17 protein-coding genes are annotated in these 19,666 nt (G+C 35.5%); 15 read left to right on the top strand and 2 right to left on the bottom strand.

The window, feature by feature from the left end; genetic code table 11:
- Positions 1–43: 43 nt before the first annotated feature.
- Positions 44–889, bottom strand: a complete 846-nt coding sequence (locus tag HMPREF1495_RS07995) for a Rossmann-like domain-containing protein (RefSeq protein WP_034213594.1) — start codon at positions 887–889, stop codon at positions 44–46.
- A gap of 245 nt (positions 890–1,134) precedes the next feature.
- Here HMPREF1495_RS07995 and ung point away from each other — a divergent pair, with 245 nt between their 5' ends.
- The 10 genes from ung to HMPREF1495_RS07945 all read left to right on the top strand — a co-directional run bounded on the left by ung (position 1,135) and on the right by HMPREF1495_RS07945 (position 13,472).
- The gene (gene ung, locus HMPREF1495_RS07990) at positions 1,135–1,812 is read left to right on the top strand and encodes a uracil-DNA glycosylase (protein WP_034213591.1); all 678 of its coding nucleotides are present in this window, start codon (positions 1,135–1,137) and stop codon (positions 1,810–1,812) included.
- A 24-nt stretch (positions 1,813–1,836) separates the two neighbouring features.
- Positions 1,837–2,670, top strand: coding sequence for an undecaprenyl-diphosphate phosphatase (locus HMPREF1495_RS07985; RefSeq protein WP_007592272.1), 834 nt, complete (start codon positions 1,837–1,839; stop codon positions 2,668–2,670).
- 115 nt (positions 2,671–2,785) lie between these two features.
- Positions 2,786–4,510 (top strand): ABC transporter ATP-binding protein, encoded by a 1,725-nt coding sequence (locus HMPREF1495_RS07980; protein ID WP_034213588.1) that lies wholly within the window; start codon positions 2,786–2,788, stop codon positions 4,508–4,510.
- A 1-nt stretch (position 4,511) separates the two neighbouring features.
- Positions 4,512–6,242, top strand: a complete 1,731-nt coding sequence (locus HMPREF1495_RS07975; RefSeq protein ID WP_034213585.1) for an ABC transporter ATP-binding protein — start codon at positions 4,512–4,514, stop codon at positions 6,240–6,242.
- Positions 6,243–6,260: 18 nt separating this feature from the next.
- A complete protein-coding gene (locus HMPREF1495_RS07970; protein WP_034213581.1) occupies positions 6,261–8,126 on the top strand; it encodes a TIGR03960 family B12-binding radical SAM protein in 1,866 nt (621 codons plus the stop codon).
- Entirely contained in the window at positions 8,110–8,835 is a 726-nt protein-coding gene (locus HMPREF1495_RS07965; RefSeq protein WP_330368694.1) for a TIGR03936 family radical SAM-associated protein, read from the top strand. Before HMPREF1495_RS07970 ends, HMPREF1495_RS07965 begins: the two co-directional genes overlap by 17 nt.
- A complete protein-coding gene (locus HMPREF1495_RS07960) occupies positions 8,810–9,871 on the top strand; it encodes a ribonuclease E/G (RefSeq protein WP_034213578.1) in 1,062 nt (353 codons plus the stop codon). Before HMPREF1495_RS07965 ends, HMPREF1495_RS07960 begins: the two co-directional genes overlap by 26 nt.
- A 41-nt stretch (positions 9,872–9,912) precedes the next feature.
- Entirely contained in the window at positions 9,913–11,511 is a 1,599-nt protein-coding gene (locus tag HMPREF1495_RS07955; RefSeq protein WP_034213575.1) for an MBL fold metallo-hydrolase RNA specificity domain-containing protein, read from the top strand.
- A 12-nt stretch (positions 11,512–11,523) separates the two neighbouring features.
- Entirely contained in the window at positions 11,524–12,591 is a 1,068-nt protein-coding gene (locus HMPREF1495_RS07950; protein WP_034213572.1) for an FAD:protein FMN transferase, read from the top strand.
- A gap of 86 nt (positions 12,592–12,677) precedes the next feature.
- Positions 12,678–13,472 carry an SseB family protein gene (locus HMPREF1495_RS07945; RefSeq protein ID WP_007592250.1) on the top strand — a complete coding sequence of 265 codons (795 nt, stop codon included), beginning with the start codon at positions 12,678–12,680 and terminating at the stop codon, positions 13,470–13,472.
- A 53-nt stretch (positions 13,473–13,525) separates the two neighbouring features.
- On the opposite strand, the gene HMPREF1495_RS07940 is transcribed toward HMPREF1495_RS07945, so the two are convergent.
- Complete coding sequence (locus HMPREF1495_RS07940; protein WP_034213569.1) at positions 13,526–14,884, bottom strand: citrate/2-methylcitrate synthase; 1,359 nt, start codon at positions 14,882–14,884, stop codon at positions 13,526–13,528.
- Between the two features lie 360 nt (positions 14,885–15,244).
- Between HMPREF1495_RS07940 and HMPREF1495_RS07935 the strand changes: the two genes are divergently transcribed.
- The 5 genes from HMPREF1495_RS07935 (at position 15,245) to HMPREF1495_RS07915 (ending at position 19,567) form a co-directional block, all read left to right on the top strand.
- A complete protein-coding gene (locus tag HMPREF1495_RS07935) occupies positions 15,245–16,354 on the top strand; it encodes a galactose ABC transporter substrate-binding protein (protein ID WP_034213566.1) in 1,110 nt (369 codons plus the stop codon).
- 70 nt (positions 16,355–16,424) lie between these two features.
- Positions 16,425–17,933, top strand: a complete 1,509-nt coding sequence (locus tag HMPREF1495_RS07930) for a sugar ABC transporter ATP-binding protein (RefSeq protein WP_034213563.1) — start codon at positions 16,425–16,427, stop codon at positions 17,931–17,933.
- A gap of 11 nt (positions 17,934–17,944) precedes the next feature.
- A complete protein-coding gene (locus tag HMPREF1495_RS07925; protein WP_007592242.1) occupies positions 17,945–18,931 on the top strand; it encodes a galactose/methyl galactoside ABC transporter permease MglC in 987 nt (328 codons plus the stop codon).
- A 124-nt stretch (positions 18,932–19,055) separates the two neighbouring features.
- On the top strand, positions 19,056–19,304 hold the full coding sequence (locus tag HMPREF1495_RS07920) for a type II toxin-antitoxin system Phd/YefM family antitoxin (protein ID WP_034213561.1): 249 nt from the start codon (positions 19,056–19,058) through the stop codon (positions 19,302–19,304).
- Positions 19,304–19,567: a Txe/YoeB family addiction module toxin gene (locus tag HMPREF1495_RS07915; protein ID WP_034213558.1), complete on the top strand. Its 264-nt coding sequence runs from the start codon at positions 19,304–19,306 to the stop codon at positions 19,565–19,567. Before HMPREF1495_RS07920 ends, HMPREF1495_RS07915 begins: the two co-directional genes overlap by 1 nt.
- The last annotated feature ends 99 nt before the right edge of the window (positions 19,568–19,666 follow it).

The following is a 19,666-nucleotide window of genomic DNA, read 5'->3' as shown; positions in this document are numbered from 1 at the left end:
TAAAAACACCCCGAATATTAAGTTATCCGGGGCGTTTTCAGGTTTAATTTATCTTTTTCAATTCATAAAGATCCATAACTTCAAATGTTTCAAAGTTAGGAATAGCTGCAAATGAGCAGTCAAGATATGTTTTAGAGTCTTTTGCATTCATACTGAAAATATAATTATAACCTGCTTCAAAAAGGTAGTCAGGTGAAAGCTCACTGCTTGGACCGTATATTCCTTTTATTTTTGCATTGGTACAGGCATTTAATATATCAAGGTATGAGTTATTTACAAGAGTGGAACCTGACATAATAATTATATCAAGATCCTTAAGCACGTCCTTATGCATCATAGCATCTTCACCAAGATGGAAATAAATATTTTTCGGATAAACCTCAGTACTGTCCTTTGATATATGATAGCTTAGAATCTGTTTTTCAGGAAGCAGATCAAATGCATGGAATTCCTTACATTTGTTAAGGAAAAATCTGATATAAACACCATATCCTATAAGTCCTACTTTCATATCCTTTACATCATATTTAAAATTAAGACCTTCGCTACGCTCAATACCTCTGTCTTTTAGAAGCTCAACGGTGTTTAAAGGTTTGCTCATCAAATTGCTAAGTACAACAAGTATAGTACGAAGTGTTTCATCTTCTTTAAGTAAAAGTTCAACAATACATTGATCTAAAGGCTTGCCTATAAGCTCTCTTATGATAGACTCATATTCAGCTATAGGCTTTTCATTACCTATTCTGAGTGCAAAACTTATTTTTTGATTATTATCAATAGCCATTGCCCATTTGAATCCGAAGACAAATTCTTCCAAATTGGATATGGGAATATCATATTTCTTATACAGAGCAAGATTGAGCTCCAGTATTCTTTTAATATCCTTCATAATTCTCCTTTATTAAAAGTAAATACATTAATATTAAAATGCATACAATTTACTGCTGCAAAATAATTATAAGGCAAAGTATATTGCTTGTAAATAGGTAAGACTAACTTAATAGAAGTTAATAAATTTTATTTGTTTAACATTAAATTAGCATAATTGACATTATTTAAAACCTTGTATAGGACAATTAGCTATGATAGAATAAACTATATACTTTAAAAAACGAAGTAATCGGGGTATTTTATATGAGTGAATTGACCGGAGAGTGGAAGGAAGTACTTAGCGGAGAGTTTAAAAAACCATACTACAGAAGTTTGTATGAATTTGTAAAAGAGGAGTACAGTACACATACGGTATTTCCGCCGGCAGATAAGATATTTGAGGCATTACATCTTACACCTTTATCAAATATTAAAGTTGTGATTTTGGGACAGGACCCTTATCATGGAGAAAATCAGGCACATGGTTTATCTTTTTCAGTACCTAAGTCTCAAAAGAAAATTCCGCCATCTCTTGTAAATATATATAAAGAGCTTCATGACGATGTAGGTACATATATACCTAATAACGGAAATTTGTTAAAATGGACTGAACAGGGCGTGCTTTTACTTAATACCATACTGACAGTAAGAGCTCATAAAGCCTTTTCACATCAGGGAAAGGGCTGGGAGAATTTTACAGATGCGATAATAAATATTATAAATGAGACGGACAGACCTATTGTGTTTATGTTATGGGGAAGTGCCGCAATATCAAAAGCTAAGATGCTGAATAACCCTAAGCATTTGGTATTAAAGACTGTGCATCCAAGTCCGCTTTCCGCATATAGAGGTTTTTTCGGATGTAAACATTTTTCAAAAGCAAATGAATTTTTGATAAAAAATAATATATCGCCGATTGATTGGCAGATAGAGAATATTTAGAAGATAAATATGGAAAGGATTAGTATGAATATACTGGAGATACTCAAGGTCATAATTATCGGTATTGTAGAGGGTATAACGGAATGGTTGCCTATAAGTTCCACAGGTCATATGATTTTGATTGATGAGCTTATCAGACTTAATGCAAGCACAGAATTCAAATCAATGTTTATGGTGGTTATACAGCTTGGTGCTATTTTGGCTGTTGTGGTTTTATATTTTAAAAAGCTGAATCCGTTCAGCAGGGGTAAAAGTTCAAAGATGAGAAGACTTACCATTGAATTGTGGAAGAAGATTATTATTGCATGTTTGCCGGCTGCTATGCTTGGGTTTTTAATTGATGACTGGCTGGATGCACATCTTTATAACGGATTTGTGGTATCTATGGCACTGATTATCTATGGAATTTTATTTATTATGATAGAAAATTCCAATAAAAAGAGGATTGACAGTATCAAAAGCGTTCATGCAATAGATTATCAGACCGCTTTATTTATCGGATTCTTTCAGGTGCTTGCACTTATACCGGGAACATCAAGGTCAGGGGCGACTATTATAGGCGGCATGATTTTAGGAGCTTCAAGAGCCGTATCGGCTGAGTTTTCTTTTTTCTTAAGTATACCGATAATGTTCGGTGCAAGCCTTTTGAAACTGGTTAAATTCGGTTTCCACTATACTGCAGCGGAAGTTGTATATCTTTTACTTGGAATGATAGTTGCATTTGTGGTATCTGTTTTCTCTATAAGTTTCTTATTGAACTGGATAAAGAAAAATGATTTTAAATTCTTCGGTTACTACAGAATCGGTCTTGGACTTGTAGTGCTTGTATGGTATTTTGTATCATCTTTGATGGGATAAATTTCAGGCATATATTTATAATGAAAAACACATTATAAATATATGCCTTTTACTTTGACAATCTGTTAAAAAAGCATTATCATAAAGAAATTGTACGCAAACAGATAGGAGGATTATGCTTAGACTGGTTAGATATTTAAAAGATTATAAAGTTGAGTCTGTTCTTGCACCATTATTTAAATTTTTGGAGGCGGCATTTGAACTTTTGGTACCGCTTGTTATAGCAAAAATTATTGATATCGGAATAGGAAATAAAGATTCAAATTATATTATAAAGATGGGAATCCTGCTTGTGACATTAGCTGTAATAGGGCTTACATCAGCTATAGTTGCACAGTATTTCAGTGCAAAGGCTGCAACCGGTTTCGGAACAAAACTTAGGGATGATTTGTTTGCCCATATTTTACAGTTTTCACATGCAGAGACTGATATACTTGGAAGAGAAACTTTGGTAACCAGAATAACAAATGACAGTGATCAGGTACAAAACGGTGTAAACAGATTTTTCAGATTGGTTTTGAGGTCGCCATTTATAGTTGCAGGTGCATTTATAATGTCTTTTAATATAGATGCTAAAATGTCACTGATTGCATTTATTGTAATATTAATATTATCAATAATAGTTGCACTCATAATGTCCAAGAGTATAGGACTCTATAGAAATGTACAAAGAAAGCTTGATAAGGTACTTGGAAAAACAGGAGAAAATCTTACAGGTATCAGAGTGATTCGCGCCTTTTCAAAAGAAAGAAGTGAAATCGGTGAATATGATATTGCGACAGAGGATCTCTACAAAGATCAGGTAAGGGTGGGAAATATATCCGCACTTTTAAATCCTCTTACTTATGTTGTAGTTAACTTAGGTATAGTAGCCATACTTCAGGCAGGAGGTATACAGGTAAATATAGGTAATCTTACCACCGGTCAGGTAGTTGCTCTTATAAATTATATGTCACAGATACTTGTTGAGCTTGTGAAGTTTGCAAATCTTATAATACTTTTAGCAAAGGCTAGTGCATGCGCAAAGAGAATAAATGAAATATTTGATATTAAATCTTCGATAAATGGAGGTAACAGTGAACTTGTCTTAAATGATTTTGACGGAGATATAATAACTTTTGAAAACGTGGGATTCGCATATCCAAAATCAAAAGAAGAGGCGATTTCAGATATAACATTCTCTGTAAGAAAGGGAGAAACCATAGGTATAATCGGAGGTACGGGTTCAGGAAAGAGCTCTTTAATAAACCTGATTCCAAGATTTTATGATATAAGCAGAGGCAGTATAAAAATTGCGGGTAGAGATATAAAGGAATACACTTTAGATTCTCTAAGAAAAAATGTGGCTTTGGTTGAGCAAAAGTCAAGACTTTTTAGAGGAAATATAAGAAACAATCTGCTTTGGGGAGATGAAAGTGCAACTGATGAAGAATTGTATAAAGCCGCAGATATCGCTCAGGCAACAGATGTAATAAACTCAAAAGAAGGCAAGCTTGATTCCGAGGTTGCAATGTATGGAAATAATTTTTCCGGAGGTCAAAAACAGAGGCTTTCCATTGCAAGAAGTCTTGTAAAAAGAGCGGGAATACTTATACTTGACGATTCATCTTCAGCACTTGACTATGCAACAGATTCAAGACTCAGAAGGGCAATTAAAGAGATAGAAAATATTACAACTTTTATAGTAAGCCAAAGAATAGTTTCAATAAAAAGTGCCGACAGAATAATAGTACTGGATGACGGAAAAATTGTAGGTATCGGTACTCATGAAGAACTTTTGGAGAATAATCCTATCTACAAGGAAATATACAGTTCACAGATAATGACGGAGGAGGATTAAAATGAAGAAAAATAAAAATACTTTAAAAAGAATTTTAAGCCTGTTGCATCCGTACAGATTCAGAATGTTTGTAAGCCTTTTACTTGCTGTGGTTATCGTGCTTACAACTTTATATCTTCCGATACTTACAGGTAGAGCTGTGGATACAATTGTTTCAAAGGGAAATGTAGACTTTGAAAAGCTTATAAAAATTATTTTTACAATGATAATTGTAATGTGTATTACAGCTGTAGCTCAGTGGTGTATGACCGCTATAAATAACGGAGTTGCATATCATATGGTAAGAGATATCAGAAATCAGGCATTTGCCAAGATAATGAAACTTCCTATATCATATGTAGATTCTACAAGTCATGGTGAGATAATAAACAGAGTTATAAATGATGTGGATCAGTTTTCCGAAGGACTTTTGATGGGTTTTGCCCAGTTTTTTACAGGCATACTGACTATTATACTGACTATTATCATATTGTTTAAAATAAATGTATATGTTACATTGGTAGTTCTTCTTGTTACACCGCTTGCAATGCTGGTTGCAGGGCTTATTGCAAAGAATACTTACAAGCATTTCAAGTCACAATCGGAAAGAAGAGCCAGAATGACAGGAATAGTTGATGAAATGATTGCAGGACTTGGAACTGTGAAAAACTTCAACATGGAGAAGGAAATAGAAAACGAGTTTAAAGAATCTGATGAGGCGCTCAGGGTGGCAAGCCAAAATGCTATATTTATTTCGGCTATAGCATTTCCTGCTACAAGATTTGTAAACTCTTTGGTGTATGCAGGTGTTGCAATCTCAGGAGCATTGCTTGCAATTACAGGAAAAATGAGTGTAGGACAGCTTACTTCCGTACTCAGTTATGCAACACAGTATACAAAGCCTTTCAATGAAATATCGGGAGTGGTTACTGAACTGCAAAATTCATTTGCCTGTGCCGCAAGGGTATTTGCACTTATAGATGAAGAAGAGATACTTCCTGATAGGGATGTAAATAATAAGATTGAAAATGTAGACGGAAATGTAGAAATATCACATGTTTACTTTTCGTATGATAAATCAAAGAAACTTATCGAGGATCTTAACCTTGATGTAAAAGCCGGACAGAGAATTGCAATAGTGGGACCGACAGGAAGCGGAAAATCCACTATTATAAATCTTTTGATGCGCTTTTATGATATAGACAGCGGCTCTATTAAGATAGAGGGCAAGAATATCAATGATATTACAAGAAAATCAATCAGAGAAAACTTCGGTATGGTTTTACAGGAGACATGGTTAAAGAATGCTTCGATAAGGGATAATATTGCATTCGGAAAACCTGATGCTACATTTGAGGAGATTGAGGCGGCAGCCAAAGAAGCCTATGCCGACAGTTTTATTAAAAGATTACCTGACGGATATGATACAATAGTAACCGAAGGTGGTGAAAATCTTTCGGCAGGACAAAGACAGCTTCTATGTATTGCAAGAATAATGCTTGTACTTCCACCTATGCTTATACTTGATGAGGCTACCTCAAGTATAGATACAATGACTGAAGCAAGAATAAGTAAGGCATTTGATAAGATGATGACAGGTAGAACAAGTTTTGTAGTTGCTCACAGACTTTCAACCATAAAAAATGCAGATGTGATTTTGGTACTTAAAGACGGTCATATAATAGAACAGGGAAATCATAATGAGCTTATGGAGATGAAGGGCTTCTATTATGAATTAAATAATGCAGTTTAAAATTAGAAAGAGGAATATATGAGAAAATTGGCACTAAGCGATGATATACTGCTTAGCGTAGACAAGCCGGCAAGATATATCGGCGGTGAGTTGAATTCAAGAGATAAAAGATTAGAGGATGTAGATATCAGATTTGTTATGTGTTTTCCTGATGTTTATGAGATAGGAATGAGTCATATAGGGATGCAAATTATATATGACATGTTAAATAAAAGAGAAGACACATTCTGTGAGAGATTATTTTCACCATGGGTAGACCTTGATAAGATACTTAGAGAAAAGAATATCCCGCTGTTTTCTCTGGAGAGTCAGGAAAATGTAAAGGATGCCGATATTTTAGGTATTACATTACAGTATGAGATGTGCTATACAAATATTTTACAGGTTTTAGAGCTTTCACAGATTCCGATGTATTCAAAAGACAGAGGAGAGGAATATCCTATAGTAATAGGTGGCGGACCATGTTCTTATAATCCTGAACCTTTGGCACCTTTCTTTGATATATTCTATATAGGTGAGGGCGAAGTGGTTTATGACAAGTTGCTTGACCTTTATAAGGAGTGCAAAAGTGAAAATCTTTCAAAGCATGAGTTTTTAAGAAAAGCGGCAAAACTTGAAGGTATGTATGTACCTGAGTTCTATGATGTGAGTTATAAAGAAGATGGTACTATAGCTTCATTTAAACCTAAATATGAGGATGTTCCAAGTGTTGTACATCGAGTTGTTGTTCAAAATATGGATACCGTATCATATCTTTCAAAGCCTGTAGTTCCTTTTATTAAGGTCACACAAGACAGAGTGGTACTTGAGATAATGAGAGGATGTATCAGAGGATGCAGATTCTGTCAGGCTGGAAATGTATACAGACCGCAAAGAGAACATTCCCTTGATTACCTTATAAATTATGCAAAAACAATGCTTGATATTACAGGAGCGGAAGAAATTTCACTCAGTTCACTCAGTTCAAGTGATTACAGTCAGCTTGATAAACTTCTTGATTTCCTTTTGGAATATACAAAGGATAGAGGAATCAATATATCTTTGCCTTCTTTACGTATTGATGCATTTTCATTGGATGTAATGAGTAAGGTTCAGGATGTAAAAAAGAGTTCTTTAACATTTGCGCCTGAGGCCGGAACACAAAGACTGAGAGATGTTATAAATAAGGGAATTACAGAGGAAGATATATTAAGCGGTTCTATGGAGGCATTTAAAGGAGGATGGAATAAAGTAAAGCTTTATTTTATGCTTGGACTTCCTACAGAAACTGATGAGGATATTAAAGGAATACCTTTGCTTTGTGAAAAAATAGCTGAAAATTATTACTCTATTCCAAAGGATCAAAGAATAGGTAAGGTATCTATTACCGCAAGTTCATCTTTCTTTGTGCCGAAGCCTTTTACACCTTTCCAGTGGGCGAAGATGGAAACTGAGGAGGAGTACCTTAGAAGAGCACATCTTGTAAAGGATACTTTCAGAGAGCAGTTAAACCAAAAGAGTATGAAGTATCAGTACCATGATGCGGAGGTGACACTGCTTGAGGGACTTATGGCAAGAGGTGACAGAAAAATTGCGGATGTCATAGTCAATGCTTATAAAAATGGTGCAATGTATGATTCATGGTCGGATCAGTTTAATATGGAATATTGGCTTAAAGCATACGAGCAAAGCGGTATAGATCCAAGCTTTTATACATTAAGAGAAAGAGATCTTGATGAGCTGTTCCCTTGGGATTTTATAGATTCAGGAGTTACAAAGGAATTCCTTATCAGAGAGTGGAAAACAGCACATGAAGATAAGATCTCACCAAACTGCAGACAGCAGTGTTTAGGTTGCGGTGCAAGAAAATATAATGGAGGTGTTTGCTTTGAAGGTAAGAATTAAGTTTGAAAAAACCGAGCAAATGCGTTTTATAGGCCATTTGGATATAATGAGATATTTTCAAAAAGCTATGAGAAGGGCGGACATTCCTATAAAATACAGTGAAGGATTTTCGCCTCATCAGATAATGTCATTTGGTGCTCCCCTTAGTATGGGTGTATCGGGACTTGGTGAATATATGGATATAGAGTTAAAGGAAGGTAGTCATATTTCATCTAAAGAAGCAATAAGAAGGCTCAATGAGATGATGTGCACCGGAATGAAGGTTACCAAGTTTTTACAGATTCCCGATAATTCCAAACCGGCTATGGCTTTGATGGATACAGCCGATTTCAAGGCGGAATTTAAAACTGAAGTAAAAGAAACAGACATTAATACAGCTATAGAAAAGCTTATGTCAAAAGAGTCTATATTACTGACCAAGGTATCAAAAAAGAAAAAGAAAAATCAGTTTGGAAAGTTTGTAGAGGTGGAAACAACTTCAGTTGTGGATATAAAGCCTTTTATATATAAGCTTGAAGCTATAAAAAATGGTGTATACATGCATCTATCACAGGGAAGTACAAATAATATAAAGCCTGCCGCAGTTATGGAATTTTTATATGAAGAAGGATTATCGGCAGCTAAAAGGAATGAATATTATTTATATAGATTAGATATGTATACGGATGAAGGGAAGGCCCTTGATGAATACGGCTGTGAAATTATCTAAGCTTCTTATCACAAGCTATAAGAATAAAAATTTTGCAATATCATATGATGAGAATAGGGCAAACGAGATAGAGTATATCGAGGATACTTCTTTACTTGGCAGTATTCATATAGGTAAGGTAAAAAAAATTGCTAAAAACATAAATGCCGCCTTTGTAGAGATTGAGTACAATTCAGAACGCCAAACTGTATATTTTGATATGGCTGAACTTAAGCATCTTATATTTGCCGATGAAAAAGAGCATACGGTTTTACACGAGGGCGATGATATTGTAATAAAGATTTCAAAGCTTCCCATAAAGAATAAATTGGCAGGTGCTACTGCAAATCTTTCCGGCTGTGAAGTACTTGATCAAATTCTTGCAAAGAAAAACTATATAAAGGCACCTGCAATGCTTTATGCGGGTTCCAAAGACTATATAGATATTGTTAAAGACAGACTAAAATATGCCGATTTTGATATAGTAACGGATATCAAGGATATATACGAAGAAATAGTTGATTTTTTTAAAGAAGAGCGTGAAGATATGCTTTGCAGAGTCAGATTCTATGACGATAATATGATAAGTTTAAATAAGCTTTACTCCATAGATACTCTTTTTAGTGAATCATTAAGCAAAAAAGTATGGTTAAAGGATGGAGGCTATCTATGCATAGAATCTACGGAAGCTCTTACAGTTGTTGATGTAAATACCGGGAAAAATGTCCGGAAAAAAGAAGCCGGAATAATTAAATTAAACACAAATCTTGAAGCAATAAAAGAGACTGCAAGACAGTTAAGGCTTAGAAATATCTCAGGTATTATAATTATAGATTTAATAAATACCACGGATAAATCCGAAATAGATTTGATATATCATATGATGAAAGATTATCTTAAAGAGGACAGATTAAATACAGTGGCAATAGATATCACAAAATTATGCCTGTTTGAGATAACCAGAAGAAAAAGAAAGCCAAGTCTTGAAGAGGTTATATATAATAATTTTAAGTTGACGAAAAATATTTTGTATAGTTATAATAGAGTTAGGCTCTAATAACTCACATGCTCAGTTGTTTGATTAAAAAGGGGGAAAATATGAAACTGGAATTTATAGGTGCAGATCATGAGGTTACAGGAAGTTGTCATTATGTTGAAGTCGGAGATAAAAAGTTTTTAGTGGACTACGGTATGGAGCAGGGAATTAATGTGTATGAAAATGCTCCGCTGCCTGTTTCACCGGCAGAGATAGATTATCTTTTTGTGACACATGCTCATATCGATCATACAGGCATGATTCCACAGCTTGTTGCAAGAGGATTTAAGGGAGAAATATATTCATCAAATGCCACAATGGAGCTTTGTACCATAATGCTTCGAGACTGTGCGCATATACAGGCTGAAGAGTTAAAGTGGAAAAACAGAAAAGCTGAAAGAGCAGGCAGACAAAAGGAAGCGGCGGTATATGAACTTTCCGATGTTGAAGCAAGTATTAAACTCTTTAGAGGTATTGAATATAATAAAAAAATAGATATTGATGAAAATATAAGTATCAGATTTATAGATGCAGGACATATTCTGGGTTCGGCGTCTATAGAGGTTTGGCTTAAAGAAGGAAATGAGAGCAGAAAAATAGTATTTTCAGGTGATATCGGTAATTTCAATAAGCCTCTAATCAGAGATCCGGAGTATATAAAGGACGCTGATTATGTTTTGATGGAATCAACCTATGGTGACAGATATCATGAAGAAGGCGCAGATCATGTGTCAGATCTGGCAAGAATTCTTGAAGAAACATTTGAGAGGGGCGGAAATGTGGTAATACCTGCATTTGCAGTCGGAAGAACACAGGAGCTGCTTTATTTTATGAGACAGATAAAGCAGAATAATCTTGTAAAAAACCTTCCGAACTTCCCTGTATATGTAGACAGTCCGCTGGCAATAGAAGCAACCAATGTATTTAAAGATAACTTGCTTGAATGTTATGATGAGGAAACTAAGGAGCTTGTTGAAAACGGTATAAATCCGATAGCTTTCCCAAATCTGAAAATGACTGTAAGCAGTGATGAGTCAATGGCCATAAATATTGATAAATCACCAAAAGTTATAATATCAGCTTCGGGAATGTGCGATGCGGGTCGAATTAGACATCATTTAAAGCACAATCTTTGGAGAAGTGAATGCAGCGTGGTATTTGCCGGATATCAGGCGTTCGGTACTCTTGGAAGAACTCTGCAGGACAATGTTTCAGAGGTAAGACTTTTTGGAGAAAATATTTCTGTAAACGCACATATTGAAACTTTAAAGAGTATAAGTTCACATGCCGATAAAAACGGACTTATAAAATGGGTTACAGCTTTTGAAGAAAAGCCGAAGCAAGTGTTTATTGTGCATGGTGATGATAAAGTATGTGAAAGCTTTTCAAATGAACTTAAAAGTAAATACGGAATAAATTCATTCGCGCCTTTTTCAGGCTCTGTTTTTGACCTGATAAGCGGAGAGTGGATAAAGAAGACTAAGGGAGTTGCTGTTGCCGTTAAGGAAGTAAAGGAACCGGAAAGCAGTGTTTATTTGAGACTTCTTGGTGCAGGAGAGAGACTCTTAAAAATCATAAAAGAAAATAAACATGGAGCCAACAAGGATTTGGCTAAATTTGCAGATCAGATAAATGATTTGGCAAAAAAATGGGAAATTTAGTAGGAGTATATTTTGAAACAATTTAATAAAAAAAATATAATAGCTATTGCAATGGTTGTTTTTGTGTTGCTGATAATTGCAATTTTAGGAAAACGTACAAACCCTAAGGCTATAGCCAATAATTTTGATTTTTCAATAGATAAGAACAAAAATGACGAACCTTTGACAGATACGACATTTGCACTTGATACATTTATTACAGTATCCATATATAATGGTGGTGATGAGAATGTTTTAAAAGAGTCAATGCAGTTTATAAGAAATTATGAGAGTATATTTTCGGCAACAAGCGAATCTGCGGAATTGTATAAATTAAATCATAGAGAAAAAGGGACTATGAGTGTGGAAGTAAGTGATGAACTTGCCTATCTTATAGATAAGGCATTGTATTACAGTAAAGTTTCACATGGTGCATTTGATATTACGACAGAACCGTTAAAGGAATTATGGGATTTTAATGCAGAGGAACCTGAGCTTCCAAGTGATGAAAGTATTAAAGAGTCACTTCCTAAAGTGGATTATACAAGAGTAAGTGTGGAAGGAAATACAGTAAAGTTTACTTCAGATGACACAAGAATAGATCTCGGTGCTATTGCAAAGGGATATATAGCGGATAAGACAAAGGAATATCTTCTGAGTAAAGGTGTTGACAGTGCTATTATAAATCTTGGAGGCAATGTTTTATGCGTGGGTAAAAAGCCAAATGGGGACAACTTTACAATAGGACTTCAAAAACCTTATGCGGACAGAAATGAAACGGTCGCTTTACTTACGGTGGATGATGAATCGGTTGTTTCATCAGGTGTTTATGAGAGACATTTTGTTATAGACGGTAAAAACTATCATCATATTCTGAATCCGAAAACAGGTTATCCTTATGATAACGGGCTTGTGGAAGTAAGTATACTTACAAAATCATCAACAGAAGCGGATGCACTTTCAACTACATGCTTTTCACTGGGAGTTGAAGAGGGTGTAAAGCTTCTTGACAGTATACCTGATACCTATGGTTATTTTATCCTTTCAGATTACTCCATAGTTTATTCTGAAGGTGCAAAAGAGCAGCTTGTGCAACCATAAATTTTTGTAAAGATATTATTAATTTGACTTTGATAGTCAAAGAGTATATAGTAGTTTCATAACAAATAAAATTTTTGGAGATAAAAATGGAGAGAAGAGAAGTACTTGCAAGTATTCCAAAGGCAGTAAATCTATATTTAATTCAGTCAGACTTTACCAGACTGCCATTTGTTTATTGTGATGATGAGAGTTTTGATGATGTGGCGTTTTTGTTTGATGAAAAAGAAAATGCTTTGAAGAAATCGGCGGAGTTGGCAGCCAATAAGCAGAAGAATACTGTATTGGAACTTAATCAGGAAGGTATTTTAAGAGCCTTTACACATATGGCAATAGCCGGTGTGAATGCTGTTAAGTACAATTATCAGGGTAATGAATTTACAATTCAGCTTGAAGAAATAGTGAAACTCTCGGATTTTAGCGAGTTACCACCTGAAAAAAGACCTGTGGAGAACAGATCATTACAGCTTACAATGCTCTATTTCGGACAGGAGATAAGAGCAAACCTTGATAATCCTAATACACCTGAGATTCGTGAGTTGGAAGAGGAGATGCTTGTAAATATTTTGAAGGCAAGATTCCTTGTACCGGTTAGAGAAGCACAGGTAGACGGAGAAACACAGATGCAGATGCTTATGTTAAGGATAAGTGATAACGGCGGAAATATGATACCTATATTTACAGACAATATAGAGTTTGACAAAATGCCGGGTGATGCAACTGTAAAGAAAACAATAATAGAGGCTAAGCATCTTATAAACTTCCCTATGACACCTGAGTGTGACGGATTCCTTATAAATCCTATGGGTGTAAGTATTCCGCTGAATGCCACTATATTAAATAATCTCAGAAATATGGAAATAACACCTGCAAACAAAGAATAAAAATAAAGTGTGAAAGATGAGAATTCATTTTTCACACTTTTTTTATATAAAAATTATCTGTTCTTCATTTCGATATAGTTTTCGTGCTCCTTAACAGCCATATAAGCAGGTCTTATAATCTTATCGGTATTAATAAGCTCTTCAATTCTGTGAGCGCTCCATCCGACAATTCTTGAACAGGCAAATATCGGGGTATAAAGCTCGGTAGGTAAATCAAGCATTCCGTAAACAAAACCGCTGTAGAAGTCAATATTTGCACTTACACCTTTATATATATGTCTTTCAGCTCCTATTACTTCGGGTGCAAGCCTTTCAACTGCACTGTAAAGTTTAAAGTCATTATTTTTATGCTTTGCATTTGCAAGCTGTTCAACATATTTTTTAAATATATTGGCACATGGATCTGAAAGCGAATATACCGCGTGTCCCATACCATATATTAATCCGGCTTTATCAAAGGCTTCTTTTCTTAACAGCTTTAAAAGGTAAGTTTTTATTTCTTCGTCATCATTGATATCCTTTATATGTTTTTTCATATCCTTAAACATTTCAACAACTTTTATATTGGCGCCGCCATGTTTCGGACCTTTCAAAGAACCGAGAGCAGCCGCTATAGCCGAATAGGTATCTGTACCTGAGGATGTTACCACATGAGTTGTAAAAGTGGAATTGTTACCACCGCCATGTTCCATATGTAAGACCATGGCAAGGTCAAGCACTTTGGCTTCAAGATCCAAGTATTTCTTATCCTCTCTAAGCATCAGTAAAATATTCTCGGCAGTAGAAAGCTCGTTTGACGGACGATGAATATACATACTTTTATCTCTGATATAGTGATTGTAGGCATGGTAACCGTATACGCACATCATAGGGAAGGTAGCTATAAGATTTATACACTGGCGTAATACATTTGGAAGAGAGGTATCATCAGCCTTTGAGTCATATGCATACAATGTAAGTACAGATCTGGAAAGCGTGTTCATCATATCCTTACTTGGTGCTTTCATAATGATATCTCTTGTAAAGTTTTTGGGCAGAGATCTCTGTTCACCAAGTAAACGTTTGAAATCGTTAAGCTCATTTGAAGTAGGCAGATTGCCGAAAAGCATTAAATATGCCACCTCTTCAAATCCGAATCTGTTTTCTTTTAAAAATCCGTCTGTGAGTTCATGTATATCAATACCTTGATATCTAAGCTCACCGTCACATGGTATCTTCTCACCGTTTTCCCTTTTAAATGAGGTTATCTCGGAAATGCGGGTAAGGCCGGCTCTTACACCTTCACCTTGAAGATTGCGCAATCCTCTTTGCACATCAAATTCTTTATACAAGGATTGGTTTATAGTTAAATTTGTAAGGCATTTTGAGGTCAAATCCTCTATTTCTTTTGTAATCTTTTGGTTGTAGCTCATATATTCCTCCTTTAAAAAATCATACATGTACAAAGTTACTTATATTAATTATACAGTTGTAATAATTATACATTATTTTATAGCATATTTAAATTAAGAAATTATGTACAGTTAGTGAATAAATAATGATTTTAGACAGCGTAACATAAGTTAAAGTGTGTTAATCTACACAATTAATTATTAATATACATTTGTAAGGTAAGAAATATATAGAAAAATTTAAATTATATAGAAAATTTTTCTGTTTACAGCTGTGAAAAAAATTCAATAAAAAGAGTAAAAATATTCTCTGTAAAATAATCGTAAGTAATATTAAAATAAGCTTACAAATAAACGAACAAACCTAAGGGAGGAAAAACAATGAAATTGTTCAAAAAAGTTTTAGCAGTATCAGTAGCATCTGTGTGTGCTCTTTCATTAGCAGCATGTGGAGGTGGAAGCAAGCCGGCAGAGACAACTGCAGCAGCTACAGAGTCAAAGGAAGAAAGCAAGATGGCTGAGAGTGTTTCAGAGGCAGTTGCAGCTACAGGTAAGGATGCAAAGGATATCAAAGTAGGCATCTCAATTTATAAGTTTGATGATAACTTCATGACATTATATCGTAACGAGCTTGTTAGATATCTTACAGAGGAAGTTGGTATTCCAAAAGAGAACGTAGTAGTTCAGGACGGTAAGAACGATCAGGCTGAGCAGACAAACCAGATTAACAACTTTATCGCAACTAAGGTTGACGTTATGATTCTTAACCTTGTACAGTCATCTTCAGCTCCAACAGTTACAGATCTTGCTAAGGAAGCAGGAATCCCTGTAGTATACATCAACCGTGAGCCTGATGAGGCTGAGGAGTCAAGATGGGCAGCAGACGGTATCAGCGCAACATATGTAGGTGCAGATGCTCGTCAGTCAGGAACATTCCAGGGTGAGGAAATCGCAGAACTTGAGAATAAGGGTGACATTAACGGTGACGGAACAGTTAAGTACATCATGATCCAGGGTGACCCTGAGAACATTGACGCACAGTACAGAACAGAGTATTCAGTTAAGGCTCTTACAGAGAAGAGCGGATTAAAGGCTGAGCAGCTCTTAATTCAGAGAGGTGACTGGGATCAGGCTAAGGGACAGCAGATTGCACAGGATGCTCTTACACAGTATGGAAACGACATCGAAGTTATCTTCTGTAACAATGACGCTATGGCACTTGGTGCACTTCAGGCTATCAATGCAGCAGGAAGAAAAGTTGGTGAAGATATCTATATCGTAGGTGTTGATGCACTTGCAGAGGCAGTTCAGAACGTATCAGAAGGCAAGATGACAGGTACAGTATTTAACGATTTCATCAGCCAGGCACAGGCAGCAGCAAAGGCAGCTGTATCATTTGCCGGTGGTGAGAAGGTTGATACAAAGATTCCTGTAGACTATGTAAAGGTTACAAAGGATAACGCAGCAGAGATCTTAGAGCTTGTAAAATAATCAAAAATTAACTTAAGTAAACATCTTTCGGGTGTGCCGGTGCACACCCGATTTTTGAAAGGAGCAATGGATGTCAGAGTACAGATTGGAAATGAAAGGGGTTTCTAAAAGTTTCCCCGGTGTAAAAGCACTGGACAATATCCATCTTAATGTCAGACCGGGCAGCGTACATGCTCTTATGGGTGAAAACGGAGCAGGCAAGTCTACACTTATGAAATGTCTGTTCGGAATATATACAATGGATACCGGTGAGGTCTATGTAGACGGAGAAAAAATGAATATATTAAACCCTGATGATGCACTTCATAAGGGATTGGCAATGGTTCATCAGGAGTTACAGCCTGTACCTGCAAGATCTATTGCTGAAAATATGTTTTTGGGCAGATATCCTACAATAAATATAGGCCCTCTAAAAGTAATAGACCATAAGAAGATGGAAAATGAAGCTACCAAATGGCTAAAAGAAGTAAAACTTAATGTAAATCCCAATGCATTATTGCAGACATTATCTATATCACAGATGCAGTCTGTAGAAATAGCAAAAGCTGTTTCGATGGGAGCAAAGATCATCATTTTGGATGAGCCTACATCATCACTTACTGAAAATGAAGTAAGCGGATTATTTAAAATAATAAGAGAATTAAAAGAAAAAGGTGTATCTCTTATATATATCTCACATAAGATGGCGGAGATAAGAGAGATTGCCGATGATATCACAATAATGAGAGACGGAACCTATGTTGGTACATGGGAAGTAAAAGATATCAGCGACGGTGAAATCATAAGACAAATGGTTGGTAGAGAGCTTTCAAATATCTATCCGCCAAAAGATAACATAGAAAAAGGTGAAGTTATACTTAAGGTCGACGGCCTTACAAGTATACATGAAAATATATTCAGAAACTGCTCATTTGAACTTAGAAAAGGTGAGATACTCGGATTTGGCGGACTTGTGGGTGCAGGTAGAAGCGAACTTATGGAAGCCATATTTGGACTTAGAAGTGTGAAATCCGGAAAAGTATACATGAAGGGCAAAGAGCAAAATATAGCAAGACCGAGAGATGCTATAAAAGACGGCCTTGGAATGATTACAGAGGACAGAAGAGGAACAGGAATTCTCGGATGCCTTTCAATAGCGGACAATGTGGCTATTTCCTCACTCAATAATTATCTTGTAGCAGGTATTGCATTGGATGACGGTAAAATTAAACGGGTCGTAGATGAAAATGTAAGCAAGCTGAGTATAAAGACTCCAAGTAATAAGACATTGATTCAGTCTTTGTCAGGAGGTAATCAGCAAAAGGTTATTATAGCAAGATGGCTTGCAAACAACCCGGATGTATTGATAATGGATGAGCCTACAAGAGGTATTGACGTAGGTGCAAAGTATGAAATATACCAGATAATGATAAACCTGGCAAAGCAGGGAAAGGGCATCATAATGATTTCTTCCGAGATGCCTGAACTTATTGGAATGTCTGACAGAATAATCGTTATGTGCAATGGTGAGATCACCGGTGAAGTATCAAAAGATGATGCTACACAGGAAAATATCATGGCATTGGCTACAAAATTTTAGGAGGGATACTTATGAATACAAAATCTTTAGATATAAAGAAATTGTTACTGGATAACGGTATCATAATAGTTTTACTTTTGCTTGTACTGTTTACAGGTATAATGAAGGACAATTTCTTTTCGGCAAGTAACTTAAGAAATGTTTTGGTAAATGTGGCACCAAGAGTAATAATCGCCTTCGGTGTATCGGCATGTCTTATAACAAAGGGTACCGATCTTTCAGCAGGTCGTTTGGTAGGTTTATCAGCTTGTATAGCAGGTACACTTTTACAGAATAAAGACTATGCAGGTAAGATGTTCCCAAATCTTGGTGATATGAATATCCTTGGAGTACTTTTAATAGCTATAGCTATTTGTGCTGTATTCGGATGTATCAACGGTATTGTTATAGCTCATTTGAATGTTCCTGCATTTATCGGAACACTCGGAATGCAGCTTATAGTATATGGTGTATGTCTTGTTTATACAAAGGCAGAGCCTATCGGTGGATACAGAACAGCATATACAACAGTTGCTACAGGAAACTTCTTAAAGATTCCGTATCTTTTCATCTATGCACTTGTTATCGGACTCATCATGTGGTTTGTTTTCAATAAAACAAGACATGGTAAGTATATGTATGCAATTGGTGGAAATGAGGCGGCAGCAGAAGTATCAGGTGTTAATGTAAAGAAGACAAAGATACTTATCTACACATCAGCAGCAGTTCTCTATGCAATTGCAGGTTTCCTTTTGGGAGCTAAATCAGGTGGTTCATCTGTAAACATGGGTGCATCATACGAGCTTGAGGCGATTGCGGCTTGTACAATCGGTGGTGTATCTGTAAACGGTGGTATCGGTAGAATATCAGGTTGTGTAATCGGTGTTTTGGTGTTCGAGTTATTGAAATCCTCAATGCAATTCCTCGGAATCAAGCCGGACTTCCAGTTCATAGTACAGGGTATCATCATTGTAGTTGCTATTGCACTCGATATCAGAAAATATATACAGAAGAAGTAATTGATTGAATATAAAACTCCATTTACACCCCTTATATGAATGATATTCATATAGGGGGTGTTTTTTAAACAGGTATTGACACCTCTTGTATGTACGCTATAATGTACATATAGGAGGTAGCTTTGTGGTCAATACAAATATAACAAATTTTAGAAAAGATATTTTTGGATTATTAGAACAGACTGTAAAATACAACGAGCCGATAAATGTAAAAACTAAGGACGGAAATGCGGTTATTATAAGTGAGGAAGACTACAATGGTTTGATGGAGACATTATATTTATCATCAATTCCCGGTATGAAAGAAAAGATTGTTGAAGGAATGAAGACTTCCATAGAGGATTGTATACCTGAAGATCAGGTGGAATGGTAATGTACTCTATTGTTTATACTAAAAAAGCGGTATGTGATATTCCCAATTTAAAATCTGCAAAGCTTGATAATAAGGCTAAGGCATTGATAGAATTAATAAGGAATGATCCATATAAGACTCCGCCTTCATATGAGAAATTACAAGGGGATTTGAAAGGGGCTTATTCACGAAGAATAAATATAAAGCATAGACTTGTCTACGAGGTATATGAGGAAGATAAAATAATTAAAATTATCAGTTTATGGAGCCATTATGATTTTTAATAAGTTAACCTTTATAAAACAATTTTATATGGAATTAAATGAATGATATTATATCTATGTTAATCCTAAATTATTCATATTTATCTTCGTGGTGATAGA

It is taken from the genome of Lachnoanaerobaculum sp. MSX33 (assembly GCF_000512995.1).
Lineage (GTDB): Bacteria > Bacillota > Clostridia > Lachnospirales > Lachnospiraceae > Lachnoanaerobaculum.
The sequence above is the reverse complement of the archived record's forward strand: the minus strand, read 5'-3'. Positions and strand labels throughout refer to the sequence as shown.